At 67.6% G+C, this 18539-nt stretch carries 17 protein-coding genes; 6 read left to right on the forward strand and 11 right to left on the reverse strand.

Going from position 1 to position 18539, the window contains the following annotated elements:
* The first annotated feature begins 1 nt into the window (after position 1).
* From BW981_RS03775 to BW981_RS03785, 3 genes are all read left to right on the forward strand, one after another.
* Positions 2-1501 (forward strand): tripartite tricarboxylate transporter permease, encoded by a 1500-nt coding sequence (locus BW981_RS03775; protein ID WP_076436302.1) that lies wholly within the window; start codon positions 2-4, stop codon positions 1499-1501.
* Between the two features lie 67 nt (positions 1502-1568).
* Positions 1569-2540, forward strand: a complete 972-nt coding sequence (locus BW981_RS03780) for a tripartite tricarboxylate transporter substrate-binding protein (RefSeq protein ID WP_076436303.1) — start codon at positions 1569-1571, stop codon at positions 2538-2540.
* Positions 2541-2783: 243 nt separating this feature from the next.
* Positions 2784-3215 carry a DUF1236 domain-containing protein gene (locus tag BW981_RS03785; RefSeq protein WP_076436305.1) on the forward strand — a complete coding sequence of 144 codons (432 nt, stop codon included), beginning with the start codon at positions 2784-2786 and terminating at the stop codon, positions 3213-3215.
* A gap of 96 nt (positions 3216-3311) precedes the next feature.
* On the opposite strand, the gene upp is transcribed toward BW981_RS03785, so the two are convergent.
* The 6 genes from upp to BW981_RS03810 all read right to left on the reverse strand — a co-directional run bounded on the left by upp (position 3312) and on the right by BW981_RS03810 (position 10319).
* Positions 3312-3953: a uracil phosphoribosyltransferase gene (gene upp, locus BW981_RS03790; protein WP_076436307.1), complete on the reverse strand. Its 642-nt coding sequence runs from the start codon at positions 3951-3953 to the stop codon at positions 3312-3314.
* Positions 3954-3979: 26 nt separating this feature from the next.
* On the reverse strand, positions 3980-5197 hold the full coding sequence (locus BW981_RS03795) for a URC4/urg3 family protein (RefSeq protein WP_076436308.1): 1218 nt from the start codon (positions 5195-5197) through the stop codon (positions 3980-3982).
* 7 nt (positions 5198-5204) lie between these two features.
* The gene (locus BW981_RS03800; RefSeq protein WP_076436310.1) at positions 5205-6467 is read right to left on the reverse strand and encodes a GTP cyclohydrolase II; all 1263 of its coding nucleotides are present in this window, start codon (positions 6465-6467) and stop codon (positions 5205-5207) included.
* 205 nt (positions 6468-6672) lie between these two features.
* Complete coding sequence (locus BW981_RS22940; protein WP_175624031.1) at positions 6673-6834, reverse strand: Thivi_2564 family membrane protein; 162 nt, start codon at positions 6832-6834, stop codon at positions 6673-6675.
* Between the two features lie 237 nt (positions 6835-7071).
* Positions 7072-9402, reverse strand: a complete 2331-nt coding sequence (glyS, locus tag BW981_RS03805) for a glycine--tRNA ligase subunit beta (RefSeq protein ID WP_076436311.1) — start codon at positions 9400-9402, stop codon at positions 7072-7074.
* Positions 9402-10319 carry a glycine--tRNA ligase subunit alpha gene (locus BW981_RS03810; protein ID WP_076436821.1) on the reverse strand — a complete coding sequence of 306 codons (918 nt, stop codon included), beginning with the start codon at positions 10317-10319 and terminating at the stop codon, positions 9402-9404. Before BW981_RS03810 ends, glyS begins: the two co-directional genes overlap by 1 nt.
* 309 nt (positions 10320-10628) lie before the next feature.
* On the opposite strand from BW981_RS03810, the gene BW981_RS03815 reads away from it, so the two are divergent.
* Positions 10629-10889: a hypothetical protein gene (locus BW981_RS03815; RefSeq protein ID WP_076436313.1), complete on the forward strand. Its 261-nt coding sequence runs from the start codon at positions 10629-10631 to the stop codon at positions 10887-10889.
* A gap of 143 nt (positions 10890-11032) precedes the next feature.
* Entirely contained in the window at positions 11033-11326 is a 294-nt protein-coding gene (locus tag BW981_RS03820) for a hypothetical protein (protein WP_076436315.1), read from the forward strand.
* Here the strand turns inward: BW981_RS03820 and BW981_RS03825 are convergent.
* Both BW981_RS03825 and BW981_RS03830 read right to left on the reverse strand, forming a co-directional pair.
* Positions 11317-12099 (reverse strand): tRNA1(Val) (adenine(37)-N6)-methyltransferase, encoded by a 783-nt coding sequence (locus tag BW981_RS03825; protein ID WP_076436316.1) that lies wholly within the window; start codon positions 12097-12099, stop codon positions 11317-11319. The two genes, BW981_RS03820 and BW981_RS03825, sit on opposite strands and share 10 nt — an antisense overlap.
* Positions 12092-12316, reverse strand: coding sequence for a putative signal transducing protein (locus BW981_RS03830; protein ID WP_076436823.1), 225 nt, complete (start codon positions 12314-12316; stop codon positions 12092-12094). Before BW981_RS03830 ends, BW981_RS03825 begins: the two co-directional genes overlap by 8 nt.
* A gap of 194 nt (positions 12317-12510) precedes the next feature.
* Between BW981_RS03830 and BW981_RS03835 the strand changes: the two genes are divergently transcribed.
* Positions 12511-13527: a polyprenyl synthetase family protein gene (locus tag BW981_RS03835; protein WP_076436318.1), complete on the forward strand. Its 1017-nt coding sequence runs from the start codon at positions 12511-12513 to the stop codon at positions 13525-13527.
* A 31-nt stretch (positions 13528-13558) separates the two neighbouring features.
* Here the strand turns inward: BW981_RS03835 and BW981_RS03840 are convergent, their stop codons facing one another.
* The 3 genes from BW981_RS03840 to BW981_RS03850 all read right to left on the reverse strand — a co-directional run bounded on the left by BW981_RS03840 (position 13559) and on the right by BW981_RS03850 (position 18414).
* Positions 13559-14467, reverse strand: coding sequence for a 4-(cytidine 5'-diphospho)-2-C-methyl-D-erythritol kinase (locus BW981_RS03840; RefSeq protein ID WP_076436319.1), 909 nt, complete (start codon positions 14465-14467; stop codon positions 13559-13561).
* Positions 14468-14483: 16 nt separating this feature from the next.
* A complete protein-coding gene (locus BW981_RS03845) occupies positions 14484-16265 on the reverse strand; it encodes a tetratricopeptide repeat protein (RefSeq protein WP_083712179.1) in 1782 nt (593 codons plus the stop codon).
* A 469-nt stretch (positions 16266-16734) separates the two neighbouring features.
* Entirely contained in the window at positions 16735-18414 is a 1680-nt protein-coding gene (locus tag BW981_RS03850) for an electron transfer flavoprotein-ubiquinone oxidoreductase (protein WP_076436323.1), read from the reverse strand.
* Between the last annotated feature and the right edge of the window lie 125 nt (positions 18415-18539).

An 18539-nucleotide genomic window follows, 5' to 3' on the forward strand; every position in this document is an offset into this window, starting at 1 on the left:
TATGGATCTGTTCTCCAACCTCTCGCTCGGCTTCGGCGTCGCGCTGTCGCTGCAGAATGTCGCGTTGTGCTTTGTCGGCTGTCTCGTCGGCACGTTGATCGGCGTCCTGCCGGGCGTCGGCCCGATCGCGACGATCTCGATCCTGCTGCCGATCACCTTCGGGCTCGATCCCACCGGCGCCCTGATCATGCTCGCCGGCATCTATTACGGTGCGCAATATGGCGGCTCGACCACCGCCATCCTGGTCAACATCCCCGGCGAGGCCACGGCCGTCGTGACCGCGCTCGACGGCCACCAGATGGCCAAGCAGGGCCGCGCCGGCGTTGCGCTGGGCACCGCCGCGATCGGCTCCTTCTTCGCCGGCTGCGTCGCCACCGTGATCATCGCGGCGCTGGGCGCGCCGCTGACCAAGATGGCGCTGCTGTTCGGCCCGGCCGAGTATTTCTCGCTGATGGTGATGGGTTTGTGTTTTGCCGTCGTCTTGGCGCGCGGCTCGATCCTGAAGGCCTTCTGCATGATCATGCTCGGCCTGCTGCTCTCGACCGTCGGCACCGACCTCGAAACCGGGCAGGAACGCCTGACCTTCGGCGTCGCCTCACTCTCGGACGGCATCGATTTCTCGGTGCTGGCGATGGGCGTCTTCGGCTTCGCCGAGGTGCTGCGCAATCTGGAGGCTCCGGAGGCTCGGGACGTGGTGCGCGCCAAGATCGGCCGGCTCCTGCCAAGTTGGGAGGACATCAAGCAGGCAGCGGCGCCCGCGGTACGCGGCACCTTCATCGGCGGCATTCTCGGCATCCTGCCGGGCAACGGCGCCGTGCTCGGCCCCTTCGCCAGCTATACAGTGGAAAAGAAGCTCGCCAAGGACCCCTCCCGCTTCGGCAAGGGCGCGATCGAGGGCGTGGCGGGACCGGAATCTGCCAACAACGCCGGCGCGCAGACCGCCTTCATCCCGCTTCTCACCCTCGGCATCCCGCCGAATGCGGTCATGGCCCTCATGGTCGGCGCGATGACGATCCACGGCATCATCCCCGGGCCGCAGGTGATGACCCGAAACCCCGAGCTGTTCTGGGGCATGATCGCCTCGATGTGGATCGGCAACCTGATGCTGCTGATCATCAATCTGCCGCTGGTCGGCGTCTGGGTGAAGCTGCTGCAGGTGCCTTACCGCCTGATGTTCCCGGCGATCCTGATCTTCTGCTGCATCGGCATCTACTCGGTGAACAACCAGCCGCTCGACGTCGCCTTCACGGCGCTGTTCGGCCTGTTCGGCTATCTGCTGATCAAGTTCGGCTTCGAGCCTGCCCCGATGCTGCTCGGCTTCGTGCTCGGCAAGCTGATGGAGGAAAAGCTCCGGCAGGCGCTGATCATCTCGCGCGGTTCGTTCCTGACCTTTCTCGAGCGGCCGATCTCCGCGGGGCTCCTGGCCGTCGCCGTGATCGTGCTGGTGATCGCGCTGCTGCCCTCGATCTCGAAGAAGCGCGACGAGGTCTTCACCGAATGACGGGGTTGCGGCCGCAGGCGGCCGCACTCCAAGCTCGCACCAGAACAGGACAAAGGGAGAGATATCGATGAAGAAGCTCGTTCTCGGCCTCGCGACGGCCGCCACCCTGGCCCTCGTCGGCGGCGCACAGGCGCAAGGCTATCCGACCAAGCCGGTGACCATGATCGTGCCCTTCGCGGCCGGCGGCCCCACCGACATCATTGCCCGCATCGTCGCCGACCACATGTCGAAGACGCTCGGCCAGCAGATCGTCATCGAGAACGTCGCGGGCGCCGGCGGCACCACCGGCATCACGCGGGCGATCACAGCGGCGCCGGATGGCTACACCATCGCGATGGGCCATCTCGGCACCTTCTCGGCCGCGCCTGCGACCTATCCGGGCCTGAAATACGATCCGATCAACGGCATGCAGACGATCGGGCTCGCCGGCGGAACGCCGATCCTGATCGTGGCGCGCAAGACCTTCGAGCCCAAGGACCTGAAGACCTTCGTCTCCTATGTGAAGGAGAACAAGGACAAGGTGAACGAGGCGCATGCCGGCGTCGGCTCCGTCTCCTGGACGACCTGCACGCTGCTGAAGGGCGTGCTGGGCACGCCGAAGATCAACTCGGTCGCCTATCGTGGCACGGGACCTGCGCTGAACGACCTCGTCTCCGGCCAGGTCGACTTCATGTGCGACCAGATCGTCTCGGTCGCCGAGCAGGTCCGCGCCGGCTCGATCAAGGCCTATGCCGTCGCCTCGGCAACGCGTTCACCGGCGCTGCCGGATGTGCCGACCACCAAGGAAGCCGGGCTGCCGGAATTCCAGATCGAGGCCTGGAACGGCATTGCCGGGCCGAAGGGCATGCCGAAGGAGGCGGTCGACAAGCTGGTCGATGCGCTGAACAAGGCACTGAACGACGAAGCGACCAAGAAGCGCCTGCTCGACCTCGGCACCGTGCTGCCGACGGCCGAGGAGCGCACCCCGGCCGGGTTTGCCGCCCTGATCAAGCGCGATGCCGACAAGCTGACGCCGGTGCTTTCGGCGGCGTCCAAGTAGCAGTCCGGGTCACGCCAGAGCCCTGGAACAGTTGCGGCAGGCCGGTTCGGCCTGCCGTTTTTGTTGGACGAACCGGCAAAGCACGGTTTTCACCGCATCGGATCATGAACTGGCAAGGTGCTGGCCGGGCACCACTTTCAGGCGCATCTTTCGCGCTGTTAACATCTCGTGACCGATCGCTGGGGAACTCCCACCTCTGCGCTCAGTTGTCCTCGCCGAAGCTCACTTCGAGAGGAGACGACCATGATCAAGAAGATTGCTATCGTTGCGGCCCTGACCTTGGCCCCGACACTCGCCTTCGCCCAGAACCAGCCTTCGGGCGGCGCCGTGGGTGGCGCGACCAGCGGCGCAGCGACCGGCGCGGTCGGTGGCGCCATCGTCGGCGGCCCGGTGGGTGCGGCTGTGGGCGGTGTGGGCGGCGCTGTCGTCGGCGCGATCGTCGGTGACGCGGCCGAGCCGAAGTTCAAGACCTATGTCGTCGAGCAGCGTGTCCCGTCCTACACCTATGCCGAGCCGGTCGCCGTAGGCACCGTGCTTCCGCAGCAGGGCGTCGTTTACCATGCGCTGCCGGCCGATTACGGCCCGAATGCGACGAACTATCGCTACACCGTCGTGAACGACCGCGCCGTAATCGTGGAACCGCGGACCCGCCGCGTCGTGCAGATCATCGAGTGATCCTGCAGTCATTCGATCCGGCTCGCGCCTGATCGGTTGGAAGGCCCGCCTCGAAAGAGGCGGGCTTTTTTCATATCTGGATCGCGTGCGGCTCGCTTAGCGCGTGCCGAACATCCGGTCGCCGGCATCGCCCAGCCCCGGCACGATATAGCCGTGATCGTTGAGCTTCTCGTCGATCGCCGCAGTCCAGATGCGCACGTCGGGATGGGCGCCGCGCAGGCGGGCAATGCCTTCCGGCGCCGCCAGCAGGCAGACGAAGCGCAGATCCTTCGCGCCACGCTCCTTCAGCCGCTCCACCGCAGCGACGGCCGAGTTGGCGGTCGCCAGCATCGGATCCATCACCACGATCATGCGGTCGGCGATGTCTGAGGGCGCCTTGAAGTAATACTCGACCGCCTGCAGCGTGTCGGGGTCGCGGTAGAGCCCGATATGGGCGACGCGCGCGGCCGGGACCAGCTCCAGCATGCCGTCGAGGAAGCCGACGCCGGCCCGCAAGATCGGTGCGAAAACGAGCTTCTTGCCCGCGATCACCGGCTGCATCGAGTTCATCAGCGGCGTCTCGATCTCGACCAGCTCGGTCGGAAGATCGCGCGTGACCTCGTAGCAGAGCAGCATGCCGATCTCGTTCAGCAGCTGCCGGAAGCTCTTGGTCGAGCGATCCTTCTGCCGCATCAGCGTCAGCTTGTGCTGCACCAGCGGATGATCGACGACCGTCACGCCGTCCAAGCTCGTCACCATGTCTTTGCCGTCCCCGTCATCAGCCGTCAGAATACCGTGCCGTCGCTGACGATGGCCAACGGCGGGCCGCCATCCACACGCTTTTCGCGCGCGATGCGGCGGCCGGCGGCCCAGGTGCCGCCTTCCAGCACCTTGGCGAGCGGCAGCTCTTCCCGCGTCCGCCCGAGGCGGCTGCGGATGAGCGTCGCGATCTCGTCCAGAAGGGCGACGGTGAGCGCCCGCCATTCCACCACCAGGGGCGAAGAGACCTCATGCGCCCTGGCGCGATCCGCCTCGTCCTTCAGCGCGATGACGCCACTGTCGAGGAAGAGCCCGCCATTGCGATACTCTGGCAGGCCCGTCAGGCCGTCGATGTCGGCCACCGAGATGCCGGCCCATTGCAGCGGCTCGATCAGCGAATAGGTCAGCCATTGCGAGAGCTTGTGGAAGGGCACCAGCCCTGCCGTCGGCTCGCCCGGCGCGATCAGCGGATGGCGCCAGGTGTCGCCGAGCGGAACGCCGGCGATCGTCAGGCGCGAGGGCCAGATGCCGCCGAGGGTCGTCAGCACCTCTCCCAGCATGTATCCCGCCCGCACGGTCCCGGTTTCGGCCGCGCCCGCGAAGCGGTCGAACAGATCGCCGGGGCGGGCCATCCCCTGCCGCTCCAGTTCCTCGCCGAGGCGGTTCAACAGCGCCGCGCGCCCTTCCACAGCCAGCAGCGGATTGCCGGGACCGGCCTGGAAGCCGGCGGCCAGGCCCACCCCATCGAGGCGTCGCAGCGCCGAGGCGTCGGCGCGATGCGGGTCGGCCGGATCGGCCGAGAACAGCCCGGCGGCGAACATGTCGAGCGAGGCCAGCGCGAGCCCTTCCGAGCGGCCGATCTCGCGTCCGGTCTGCGGGTCGCGATAGCGCCAATCCGGGCCGGCGCCGGCATCAAGCAGAACGCTGACGATGGCGAGGTCGTAGGCGGCCCGTCCCCGCCCACCGGCATCAGTGAAGCAGGCCTCCGCATCGAGCCGCGCCCAGCGGTCATCCCCCGCCAGCACGAAATGGCGCCAGCGCGCGTGGAAGGGGATCTCCAGCGTCGGGTAATTGGCGCGGATCGTCTCCAGCACATCATCGGCGCAGGCTTCGAGCCGCTCCGGATGCACGTTGAAATGCAGCAGCCGGCCGGCCAGGCCGAGCTGCAGCATCTCATGGGCACGCGCCCGAACGGTGGCGGGCTTGAGCAAGGCGCGAACCGCCTCGGGATTCCGGTCAGCCATCGTCAGCTCAGAACTTGTCGAGGTCACGGCCGACGGTGGCCTTGAGCGCATTGTCGCCCGGCGCGCCCTCCGGGGAATAGTAGCCCGCCGCCTTTTTCGCCTCGATCTCGACCGAGGCATCGGGCGGGACCAGTTCGGGCGGGATGGCGACGCGCTCGCCGATCGCGATGCCGCTCTCGACCATCGCGTCGTATTTCATGTTCGACATCGACATCAGCCGGTCGATCCGGGTGACGCCGAGCCAATGCAGCACATCCGGCATCAACTGCTGGAAGCGGGCATCCTGCACGCCTGCGACGCATTCGGTGCGCTCGAAATAGGTCGCGGCGGAATCGCCGCCCTCCTGGCGCTTGCGGGCGTTGTAAACGAGGAACTTCGTCACCTCGCCGAGCGCCCGGCCCTCCTTGCGGTTGTAGACGATGAGGCCAACGCCGCCGCTCTGGGCCTCCTTCACGCACTCCTCGATGCCGTGGGTGAGGTAGGGCCGGCAGGTGCAGATGTCGGAGCCGAAAACATCGGAGCCGTTGCACTCGTCGTGGACGCGGCAGGCGATGCGCTTGCGCGGGTCCGACAACGCCGAAACCTCGCCCATGACATAGGCGGTGATCGAGCCGATCGGCGGCAGGAAGACCTTCATGTCCGGCCGCGTCACCAGCTCCGGATACATGCCCCCCGTCTGCTCGAACAGCGTGCGGCGCAGCTCGCTTTCGGTGGTGCCGAAGCGCTCGGCGATGCCGGGCAGGTACCAGACCGGATCGATCGCGATCTTGGTGACGGAGATGTCGCCGGTGCCGTGCAGGATATGCCCGTCCGCTGCGAGGCGGTGGGCGCCCATCGCCGCCAGGATCTCGGGCAGGTTGAGACGGGCCTTGGTGACCGCGATCGAGGGGCGGATGTCGATGCCCTCGCCGATCAGCTGGCCGAAATCCTGCGCGACGCTATGGCCGAAGGGATCGAGCGAAACGATCGCCTTCGGATCGGCCCATTGCGGCTGCGGCACGATCTCGGCAGTCGGATAGGTGTTGGTGAGGTCGGGGCGCTGCGAGGGATTCATCGCGCGGGCCGAGATCGCGAGCGCCCGGTAGACCGAATAGGAGCCGCCATGGGCGCCGATGACGTTGCGGTCGGCAGGCGTCGTGGTCGAGGCGATGATGGGGCCGCGCTCGGCGGCGGTCTCGGCCCCCCAGCGGATGGGAAAGCGCGCCGCGGCGCTGCCGGGCTCCGGGTAGGAGGTCAGGCGGGTATGGGTGGTGCGGTTCGGCGCGTTCATCGCGATATCGCCTGCAATAGGAAAGGGCCCCGCGACGCAGTGCGTCCGGGGCCCTCTGGACCTATTCGAGTGTGCATGAGCGAAGCTGGAGCGTCAATCGGGGCGCGTTGGCGTCATCGCGAGGAGCAAAGCGACGAAGCAATCCAGGGAGACGTCGAGCGAGACCACTGGATTGGTTCGCTACACTCGCAATGATGGCCTTGGCTCAGAACACGGCGAGATAGCGCAACAGCGAGATGATGCCGATCACGATGACGATGATCTGGACGACGTTCTTGATCGCGCCATCGAGCGGCAGCATGCGCACGAGATAGAGCACGACGCCGATGACCAGAATGGTGATGAGCAGGGAAATCAGGATGTTCATTGCAAATTCTCCGTATCACGGCCGGATGCCGGCCCCCCGGAGCAGCCGCCGCGACGCATTCGCAAGCGGTGCCAGCCCCGCGGAGACAACGTCGTGAGGCGGAATTTGGTTCCGCTGGAGCAATTTGCGGGCGAAGGGAGCGTGCCCTCACCGTCATGGCCGGGCTTGACCCGACCACCTCGAAAACCAGCTCGCTCGTTCAGGAGATGCTCGGGTCAAGCCCGAGCATGACGCGCCTTACCCCGCGATGCGGTCGAAATCCGCCACGGCGCGCGTCGCCTGCCGGAGCTGGTTCAGCAGCTTCAGGCGGTTGGCGCGCTGGGACGGGTCGGGGTCGTTGACCGTGACCTTGTCGAAGAAGGCATCGACCGCGGGGCGCAGTTCCGCCAGCGCCGCCATCGCGCCCTCGTAGTCCTCGGCGGCGACGGCGCCCTCGGCCTTCGGCGTCGCCTGCGCCAGCGCGACGGCAAGCGCCTTCTCCTCGATCAGCCCGGCGGCGGCGATGAGCTGGAGATCCGGAGCGCCGGCAAAGGCGCCCTCCCCGTCCTTCTTCTCCTCGGCGCGCAGGATGTTGGCGGCGCGCTTGTAGCCCGCGAGCAGGTTCCTGCCGTCCTCGGTGTCGAGGAAGCGGCCGAGCGCCGCGACGCGGCGGGTGATGAGGAGGAGATCGTCGTTCGCCGAAGCGCCCTCGCCCAGAACCGCATCGACGAGATCATGCCGCGCGCCCTGGTCACGGAGCATGACCTTCAGGCGGTCGTGGAAGAAGGAGAGGAGGTCCCTGTACGCTTCAAGGGTCTGAGGGCCAGTCTCTGCGCTAAAGCGTCGCGCAGCCTCCGGCGAGTGTTGCGACAGCAAATACTCATTCAAGACGGCAGCGACCTCTGTAGCGCCAAAGGCCTCCAAAACCTCAGCCTGCTGTTTGAGGGCATTAAGCTCCGCAAACCTTCCACCAGTAGAAACTCGAGCAAATTGCCGAGCTAGTGGAACAATCAAGCGCCCCCTGATCTCATTCTCGACCACCAGCCGAATAACCCCCAGCGCCGCCCTGCGCAGCGCATAGGGGTCCTTGCTCCCGGTCGGCTTCTCGTCGATGGCCCAAAAGCCGACCAGCGTGTCGAGCTTGTCGGCGAGCGCGACCGCCACCGAGACCGGATCGGTCGGGACGCGGTCGGAGGGGCCGAGCGGCTTGTAGTGCTCCTCGACCGCCGCGGCGACCGAAGCGTCCTCGCCCTGCAGTTCCGCATATTTGCGGCCCATCAGGCCCTGCAGTTCCGGGAATTCGCCGACCATTTCGGTCGGCAGGTCGGCCTTGGCGAGCTTGGCGGCGCGCTCGGCCTTGTCGGGATTGGCCCCGACGATGGGGGCCAGTTCCCGCGCCAGCGCGGCGATGCGCTGGACGCGCTCGCCTTGCGTTCCCAGCTTGGCGTGGAAGACGACGCCGAGCCTGTCGAGCTTGGCCATGCGCTGGTCGAGCGGCTTGGCGAGGTCGAGCCCGAGCTTGTCGGCGCTGTCCTTGAGCGTGTCGAGATCGGGCAGATTGCCCTTGTCGGTCGCGAAGAAATAGGCGGCGTCGGAGAGGCGGGCGCGGACGACACGCTCATTGCCGGCGACGATCGCGGCGCCGCCATCGCTCGCCATCAGGTTCGAGGTCAGCAGAAAGCGGTTGGCGAGGTTGCCCGTCGCGGGATCGCGCAGCACGAAGCATTTCTGGTTGGCGCGGATGGTGGCGCGGATCGCCTCGCCCGGAATCTCGAGGAAGCGCTCCTCGAAGGCGCCCATCAGCACCACCGGCCACTCGACCAGCCCCGCGACCTCCTCCAGCAGCCCCTCGTCCTCGACGAGTTCGAGGCCCTGCGCGAAGGCAAGGTTGCGCGCATCGGCGAGGATGATTTCCTTGCGCCGATCGGCATCGAGCACGACCTTCGCCTTCTCCAGCGACGACACATAATCCTCCAGACGCCGCACCGTGATCGGGCCGGGCGCATGGAAGCGGTGGCCATAGGTGACGTTGCCGGAGACGATGCCGTCGACCTCGAAGGGCACGATCTCGGTGTCCTCGGTCTCGGCCCCGAAGGTGCAGAGGATCGAGTGCAGCGGGCGCACCCAGCGCAGGCTGGCGCCGGCCGCCGAGGCCTTGCCCCAGCGCATCGATTTCGGCCAGGGAAACGAGCGGATCAAGGCCGGCACGATCTCGGCGATGGCCGCGACGGTTTCCTGGCCGGGCTTCTCGATGATGGCGACGTAGGAGTCGCCCTTCTTCGGGTCGCTGACGATGGTCGCCTGATCGAGCGAGGTCAGGCCCGCGGCCTTCAGGAAGCCCTGCACGGCGGCGTCGGGCGCGCCGACGCGCGGCCCCTTGCGCTCCTCACGGACATCGCGGCCGCGCACGGGCAGGCCGGCGATGTGCAGCGCCAGGCGGCGCGGCGTGACGAAAGCCTTGGCGCCCTCATAGACAAGGCCGCGCTCGACCAGCGCATCGGTGACGAGCTTCTTCAGGTCCTCGCCCGCCTTGCGCTGCATGCGGGCGGGAATTTCTTCCGAGAACAGTTCAAGCAGGAGATCGGGCATCAGGCAGCTCCCCCGCCAGCGGTCTTCAGCCAGGCGGCACCGCAGGCCTTGGCGAGTTCGCGGACGCGCAGGATGTAGCTCTGGCGCTCGGTGACCGAGATCACGCCGCGCGCATCGAGCAGGTTGAAGATGTGGCTGGCCTTGATGCACTGGTCATAGGCCGGCAGCGACATGAGGTGGCGCGGATCATTGGAGCCCGGCTGGGCCTCGCCGGCAGCGAGCAGCGCCTTGCACTCAGCTTCCGCATCCGAGAAGTGCCGGAACAGCGTCTCGGTGTTGGCGTGCTCGAAATTATGCCGGGAGTATTCCTGCTCGGCCTGGAGGAAGACGTCGCCATAGGAGATCCGATCCTCGCCCTCGCCGCCATTGAAGTTGAGGTCGTAGACGTTTTCGACGCCCTGGACATACATCGCCAGGCGCTCGAGCCCGTAGGTCAGCTCGCCCGCCACCGGCGCACATTCGACGCCCGCGACCTGCTGGAAATAGGTGAACTGGCTGACCTCCATGCCGTCGCACCAGCACTCCCAGCCCAGCCCCCAGGCGCCGAGCGTCGGGCTCTCCCAGTCGTCCTCGACGAAACGGACGTCGTGCAGAGCCAGATCGACGCCGATCGCCTGCAGCGAGTCGAGATAGAGCTGCTGCAGATCCGGCGGCGACGGCTTCAGGATGACCTGGAACTGGTAATAATGCTGCAGCCGGTTGGGGTTTTCGCCATAGCGGCCGTCCTTGGGGCGACGGGACGGCTGCACATAGGCCGCCTTCCAGGGCTTGGGGCCAAGCGCGCGCAGCGTGGTCGCCGGGTGGAAGGTGCCGGCGCCGACCTCCATGTCGTAGGGCTGCAGCACCACGCAACCTCGCTCGGCCCAGAAGCGCTGCAACGTCAGCAGCAGCCCCTGGAAGGAGCGGGTCGGGTCCATCGCCGGCGAGGCGGCGGGCGAGGCGTGAGCCAAGACGGTCTGATCCGAGGCGGACAAGGGCGAAAAGCCTTCCGAAACGCTAAGGGAGTGCCGGCGTGATTAGGGTCGGGGCTTGGCATGGTCAAGCGCGTGCCGCAATCGCAGGTCTCAATCGGGACAGGAAGCGGCCGGTCGATTGGAAGCTCGCGGGCCGTTGATGAAGGCGGCATGAACGGCACGGTATCGCCTCGTTCAGCTTTTGCGGCCTAAAGGTCGAGGCGGGACGATTGCTAACGGCGGTGAGACCGCCTTGAAGAGACGGAGGACACGATGATTCGTTCTTTGCTTCTGGCCTGCGCCGTCGCCGGCACGGCCTTCATCGCAGCGCCGGCCTCGGCGGCTCCGCTCGGCACGGCCGGCGCGCCGGTCGCGCAGGCCGGCCAGGGCCTCGTGCAGGATGCGCAGTACTACTATGGCCGGCCGCGCTATTATCGCCCGCGGCCCTATTACCGCCCGCGCTGCTTCTGGTCGCAGCGCCGGGTCTGGAACGGCTGGCGCTGGGTCGTCCGCCCGGTGCGGGTCTGCCGCTGAGGCGGGAGGCGCCCGCCGGGCGCCGATGAAGGACAGCTGAACGGGGCGGTCTCGTTCCGTTCAGCTTGAATCCGATAGCCTGATCTTACAAACGGCGTTCGATCCGGTGGCAAGGTCACCGGCGCCAGTCCACGGAGGATCCGATGTTCCGGACAACGCTTATCGCTCTGGCTGCGGCAGGCGGCCTCGCTCTGGCCGCCGGCCCGGCTTCCGCCGGCCCCTCGTCCTATGACGCTGCCGTGGCGACGGTGCTGAACAACACACTCGCCCAGCCGGCGCAGTTCTACTACGGCCCACCCCCGCCCCCGCCCTATTACGGCCCGCGGCCCTATTACGGCCCGCGTCCGTATTGGCGCCGGCCCTACTACGCCCGGCCCTATTACGCGCCGCCGCCGCCCCCGCCGCCGCCGCGCTTCTACGGCCCCCGCTACTGGTGAGCGGAAAGGCGCTCGCGGCCGCGATGCACCGCATCGCTCGCGGGCGTCAGCCGCCCATCCGCGCCATTGATCACGAAAGCCGGCAGCATCGCTGCCGGCTTTCTGCTGTTCAGGACGGCGGTGACGATGACGCGAACGGCCGGGCGGTCCGCGAAGGCATGCACCGGGCGGATTTCCAGCGCGCCGAAGCCGGTGGCCAGCCCGCCGAGCAGTTCCGGCAGCGCCTCGGCCCGGTGGATGATGGCGAGCGTGCCGCCCGGGCTGAGCAGGCGCCGCGCAGCCTTGAGCCAGATGTCAAACCCGCCCTCGGCGACATGGGCGGCCGCACGGTTGGGGATCGGTGATTTCCGGGTTTCGCCGGCTGGGTAGAAGGGCGGATTGATCGCGACGGCGGCAAAGCTGCCGGGCCGCATGCCCTTCTCCGACAGCATGGCAGCCGGCGCGCCGACATCGGCGGCCACCACGCGCACCCGGCCGGCAAGCCCGTTCGCGACCGCGTTCCCGGCGGCGAGCGCCGCAAGATCGGGATCGCGTTCGAGCAACGCGACCTCGAGGGCCGGCTGAACGAGCGCCGCAGCAAGCCCCACCGTGCCGACGCCCGCGCCGAGATCGGCGAGTGAGCCCGCGCCGAGATCGGGCAAGGCGGCAGCGAGCAGGATCGCGTCGCTGCCGGCCCGGTGGCCCTTGCGCGGCTGGCTGAGGACGAGCCGTCCGTCCAGAAGCCGGTCCGTGACGATCTCGCCCAACGCCGAGGACAGCGTGGGCTCACTCATCGCGCAGCTCGGCGCCGTAGCCGGCATCGCGCAGGAGAGCCCGTGCCCGCTGGCGATCGGCCTCGCGCACCAGCAGGCGGCGCGGGAAGGCGCCGATCATGCCTTCGAGCGCGCTGATATGCTGGTCGGCGACCATGCTGTCGATCGAGGCGGAAGCGAGCAGCGCCTCGATGGCGCCGAGCAGGATCAGGTCGTTGGTGCGGATGAGCTCGTGCATGCCGCCATGGAGCCCGAGCCCCGGCATCGGCGCAAGGGGCGGCCCCTGCTCCCAACGCGGCTTTTGCGACGATCCGGACTGCGGCGATGCCGCGCAGACAGGCCGGCTGAGGCCGCCGGGGGCTGGCGTCCCGTGCTGCGATTGTGGCATGGCTCTGCGGCGCCATCCGGCGCGGAGCTTGGCGGAGTCGTGCCGTGGGTGTCGTCGTATCGTTCGAGGAGCGCGAGAAGAGCCAGCCCGGCATCGAGTCCCTGGTCGGCCTGACGCGCGCCGACATGGAGCGCGTCAACGCGATGATCCTGTCGCGTACCGGCTCCGAGGTGACGATGATCCCGGAGGTGGCGAACCACCTGATCTCCTCCGGCGGCAAGCGGCTGCGGCCGATGCTGACGCTGGCGATGGCCGATCTGTGCGGCTATCGCGGCGAAGGCCATGTGAAGCTCGCGGCCTCGGTCGAGTTCATGCACACCGCGACGCTGCTCCATGACGATGTCGTCGACGAGAGCGACATGCGCCGCGGCAAGGCGGCCGCCCGCATGCTCTGGGGCAACGAGGCCAGCGTGCTGGTCGGCGATTTCCTGCTCGGCCAGGCCTTCCGGATGATGGTCGAGGTCGGCTCGCTGCGCGCGCTCGACATCCTCTCGACGGCGGCCGCCGTGATCGCCGAGGGCGAGGTGCTGCAGCTTTCCGTCGCCAAGAACACCGAGACGACGGAAGACGAGTACCTCGCCGTCATCCGCGGCAAGACGGCCGAGCTCTTCGCCGCCGCCTGCGAGGTCGGGCCGGTGATCGCGGCCTCGTCGAAAGCCAACGAGGCCGCTTGCCGCAGCTACGGGCTCAATCTCGGCATCGCCTTCCAGCTGATCGACGATGCGCTGGATTATGGCGGCGTCGCCGCCAAACTCGGCAAGAACACCGGGGACGATTTCCGCGAAGGCAAGATCACGCTGCCCGTCGTCCTCTCCTTCCGCCGTGGGTCGGACGAGGAGCGCGCCTTCTGGAAGCGGACGCTCCAGGACGGCACCATCGCAGACGGCGATCTCGAGCAGGCGCAGACGCTGATGCGGAAGCACGCGGCCTTGCAGGACACGATCGAGCGCGCCAAGCACTACGCCAAGATGGCGAAGGATGCCCTCGGCCTCTTCCCGGCCTCGCCGATGAAGCAGGCGCTGAACGACGCGGTCGATTTCTGCATCGCGCGGGCGCACTGAGTCACCTTCCCAGCGGCCAGTGCTGCTGAATTCAGCGCAGCACCGTCGGAGCGATCCACCAGCCGCCGCTCTCGCGGCGCAGGTCCCGGCTGGCGGCCAGGCTTGCGGCCTTATCTTCGAACAGCGCGTAGCAGGTCGCGCCGGAACCCGACATCCGGGCGAGCCGGCAGCCCGGCAGGGCCCTCAGCCGCTCCAGCACTTCGGCCACGACAGGCGCGACCTGCATCGCAGGCGGCTCCAGATCGTTGCGCGACGCGGCAAGCCTCGCATGCAGGCCCGGCACCGTGGCCGGAACCGCTTCAGCGGCCGGACGCAGCTGCGCCAGCTCTCCCGAGGCCGCGAGACCCAGCGCCTTGAAGACGGCGACGGTCTCCACCGGCACGCCGGGATTCACCAGCAGCGCTGGCAGTTGCGGCAGCCGCAGCGAAGGGCCGAGCCGCTCGCCGATGCCGCCCATCAGCCGGGCACGCGATTCCAGGCAGACCGGGACATCGGCGCCAATTGCAGCGGCAATCTCCAGAAGACGCGGCGTCGCCGGCGGCAAGCCGTTGAGCCGCGCGAGCAGGCGCAGCGCCGCAGCGGCATCGGCAGAGCCGCCACCGATTCCGGAGGCGACCGGAAGGCGCTTGACCAGATGAAAGGCGCCTGACCGCGAATCCGGATAGGCGGTGAGAAAGGCGCCGGCCGCGCGCAGGACAAGGTTGCCCGGGCCAGCCTCCAGCCCGGCCGAGCGAGGCCCCGAGATGGTCAGTCCGAGAGGGCCGGAGGGGTCGAGCGATAGCTCGTCCCCGATTCCGGCGAAGGCCACCAGGCTATCGAGTTCGTGATAGCCGTCGGCACGCCGGCCGAGAACGCGCAGGTCGAGGTTGACCTTGGCGCGGGCACGGGTCGTCAGGTCCGCCGGCTTGCCGGCCGCTGAACCGGCGGCACTCCGTCCCATCGAAGGCTCCGCGGGCTCAGCCGCCGTCCTTCTTCGTCTCGTCGGGCTTGGCCGCGCCGCCGGCGTCGGCGGAAGGCGGCTCGTCGAGGCCGCGCTGGATCTTGCGCAGGATGTTGGTGAGATCCTCGGGCTCGGGATTGAGGTCGCGGGCATAGTTCCACTGGAACTTCGCTTCGAGCTTGCGCCCCACACGCCAGTAGGCGTCGCCCAGATGATCGTTGATCACAGGATCGGAGGGGCGCAGTTCCATCGCCCGCTCGATCTCGCGGGCGGCGTCCTCGTAGCGGCCGAGCCGATAATAGGCCCAGCCGAGCGAATCGATGATGTAGCCATCGCGGGGCCGCAGCTCGACGGCGCGACGCAGCATGTCGAGCGCCTCGTCGAGCTTGAGATGCTTGTCGACCAACGAATAGCCGAGATAGTTCAGCACCAGGGCCCGCTCCCGTCCCAGCGGCTCGGGCAGCAGCTCCAGCGCCTTGCGCAGGTCGGCCTCGGCCTCGGGCCAGCGATCGGTGCGCTCGCGGGCAATGCCGCGGAAATAGAACAGGTCCCAATTGGCGCGGCCAGGCGAGGCGAGCTTGTCGACCGCCTTGTCGTAGGTCTCGGACGCCTTCTGGAACTCCTTGCGCGAGCGATAGATGTTGCCGAGAGCGGCCAGCGCATCGACATCGTCCGGACGCTCGGCGATCACCTTGTCGAGATGCTTCACCGCCTCCTCACGCCTGCCGAGGTTTTCCAGCGCAAGCCCGGCCTGAATTTCTGCGTTCGGGCGCAGCGGGGAACTCTGCGGCATCTTGTCGTAGACCGCGACCGCGTCTTCCGGCTGGCGCGAGCGCTCAAGGATGTCGCCCAGCGTCAGGATGGCGAGGTCATGGCTGGGGTCGAGGTAGACCGCCATGCGCAGGTAGAGAAGCGCGGCAGCCTCGTCGCCCTGGCGGTTGCCGGCGCTGGCGAGGCCGTAGAGCACCTCGGCGGCGCCCTGCTGCGCGTTCGCGATCTGGCGCGGCGGCGCCTCCTTCTTCGCGACGAGCGCCATGCCCTCGCGGATGATCGGGTGATTGGGCAGCAGCCGGTCGAAATCGGCATAGGTCGTGGCGGCACCGGCGAAATCACCCTGGCGGGCCTGAAGCCGCGCCCAGAGATCGACCAGGCGCAGCGTGGTCTTCTCCGCGTCGTAGGCGGCCTTCAGGCGCTTCTCGGCCTCGGCCTTGCGCCCGGCTGCATCAAGGATCAGCCCGGCATGGTAGTCGCGGAAGAGATTGTAGGAGGGCTCGCCCTTCAGCCGTTCCAGGGTCTCGATCGCGCGCTTGGGATTGTTCGAGCCGAGATAGGACCATGCGGAAAGCAGCGTCGCGGTGATGTCCGCCGCGCGGCCGCGCCCGCCGCGCTGGAGGTGGTTGCGCGCCGTGGCATAGCTCTTCTGCTTGATCGCGCGGACGCCGACGACGAGTTGGGCGAGGCCGTTGCTGGGGTCGATGCGAATCAGCCGGTCGGCGGCACGGAAGGCGTCGGGCATCGAGCCGTCGGCGAGGAAGGCGACGAACGCGCGTTCCAGCAGGTCGTTGTTCTGGGGGTCTTCCTTCACCGCCTCGCGCAGGTAAACGGAAGCAGCGCCCAGGTCGCGTCCGGCGCCGGCGACGATCGCGGCGAGATAGTTGCCTTCCAAGCTGTCGCCCGGCTCGAGCCCTTCCGAGGAGCGCGGCGTCGCGCCCTGGGCAGCAGCGGCGACCGGAAACGAGAGAATCAGCGAGAGAGCGGCGGCCGTACCGGAGGCACGCACCTTCTTCAAAAACGTCACGATTGCCATTCTCCCTCGGTCCGCCGCCCGATCGCCGCGGAGGCAAAGCCTGTCATCGGACCGTGACCGCTCGCGTAGGCGGGCAAGATGGCGGTTTCCGGGCGAGCCGGCAAGCCGGAGGCCCGATGATGCGCCGTTTCGTAGCGGCTGGGCAACACTCGCAGGAAAGCGCACGAGAATGCTGACCCTGCCGCAGAATCAGGCAGCGAATCCGGCGCTTCCGTGGCTAGGCTTGCTGTACCTGCCCAAACGGCAGGAGCATCAAATCCGAGGGTTTTTCCAATGAAGAAGATCGTTCTGAGCGTCGCCACCGTCGCCCTTCTCGCCGGCTTCGCCGCCGGTTGCGCCAAGACCGAGACGAAGCCGGCCGCGCCGATCGTCCGCAAGGGCTGACTCCGCCTGGCGGCAAGACAAAGGGGCGCGCCTCGCGGCGCGCCCCTTTTTTACATCCGAACCGGAAGTCCGCGGTTCACATATTCGCGTAGCCCGGCCCACCGCCGCCTTCGGGCACCGTCCAGGTGATGTTCTGGGCCGGGTCCTTGATGTCGCAGGTCTTGCAGTGGACGCAGTTCTGCGCGTTGATCACGAAGCGCGGATTGGTCTTCGCCTCCGCATTCTCATAGACCACCTCATAGACGCCGGCCGGGCAGTAGAGCCGCGCCGGCTCGCCATAGAGCGGCAGGTTCTGCGCGATCGGGATCGAGGGATCGGTCAGCTTCAGATGCGCCGGCTGGTCCTCCTCGTGATTGGTCGAGGAGAGGAAGACCGAGGAGAGCTTGTCGAAGGTCAGCTTCCCGTCCGGCTTCGGATAGGTCAGCGTCTTGACCTCGTCGATCTTCTTCAGCGTCGCGAAATCGGGCTTGCCGTGCTTCAGCGTCCCGAAGGGCGACCAGCCGAAGAGCTGGTTCAGCCACATCTCGGCCCCGCCGAGCGCGATACCGACCAGCGTGCCGAATTTCGACCAGAGCGGCTTGACGTTGCGAACGCGCTTCAGGTCCTGCCCGATCGGGCCGGCACGCCATTCGTTCTCGATCTCGACGACCTCGTCATGCGCGCGGCCCGCCTGGAGGGCCGGCACCAGCTTCTCGGCCGCGAGCATCCCGGAGAGCACGGCGTTGTGGCTGCCCTTGATGCGCGGCACGTTGACGAAGCCGGCGGCGCAGCCGATCAGCGCCCCGCCCGGGAAGGTCAGCTTCGGCACCGACTGGAAGCCGCCCTCGGTGATGGCGCGCGAGCCGTACTCGATGCGCTTGCCGCCCTCGAAGGTCTCGCGGATCAGCGGGTGGGTCTTGAAGCGCTGGAATTCATCGAAGGGCGAGAGCGTCGGGTTCTCGTAGTTGAGATGCACGACGAAGCCGACCGCCACGAGATGATCGTCGAAATGATAGAGGAAGGAGCCACCGCCGGTGCGGTTGTCGAGCGGCCAGCCGAAGGAGTGCTGAACCCGGCCCCTGTGGAACTTCTCGGGCTTGACCTGCCAGATTTCCTTCAGGCCGATGCCGTATTTCTGCGGCTCGCGCCCCTCGTCGAGGGCAAATTTCCGGATCGCGATCTTGGCGAGCGAGCCACGCGCGCCCTCGCCCAGCAGGGTGTAGCGCCCGCGCAGCTCCATGCCGCGGGTGTAGCGCTCCGAAACGGTGCCGTCCTTGGCGACGCCCATGTCGCCGGTGGCGATGCCGGCGACGGAGCCGTCCTCGTTCCAGAGCAGTTCAGCGGCGGCGAAGCCCGGATAAATCTCGACGCCCAGCGCCTCGGCGCGGGCGGCCAGGAACTTCGTCACCAGCCCGAGCGAGCCGACGAAATTGCCGTGATTGTTCATCAGCGAGGGCATGCCGATATTCGGCAGGCGGATTCCGTTGGGCTCTGTCAGGAAATAGAAGACGTCTTCCGAGACCTCAGTGGTCAGCGGGCGGCCGGGGTCCTCGCGCCAGTCGGGCAGCAACCTGTCGAGGCCGCTGGGGTCGATGACGGCGCCGGACAAAATATGCGCGCCGACCTCGGCCCCCTTCTCGACGACGACGACGGAGATGGATTCGTCGAGCTGCTTCAGCCGGATCGCCGCGGCAAGGCCGGCAGGGCCGGCGCCGACGATGACGACGTCATAGTCCATGCTCTCGCGCGGTTCGCTTTGCGCTTCCTTCAGATCCATCCCGTCCTCCGCCTGCCGATCCCGGCCCCACGTATAGTTTATATATAAACTATCTTGCCCCGGCTTCAAAGACCGGCCTTGCGCACTCTGGAAACCCTCTATCCAAGCGAAGGGTCCATTTTGCA

This window comes from Allobosea sp. TND4EK4, from assembly GCF_900156025.1.
In the GTDB taxonomy this organism is placed as follows: Bacteria; Pseudomonadota; Alphaproteobacteria; order Rhizobiales; family Beijerinckiaceae; genus Allobosea.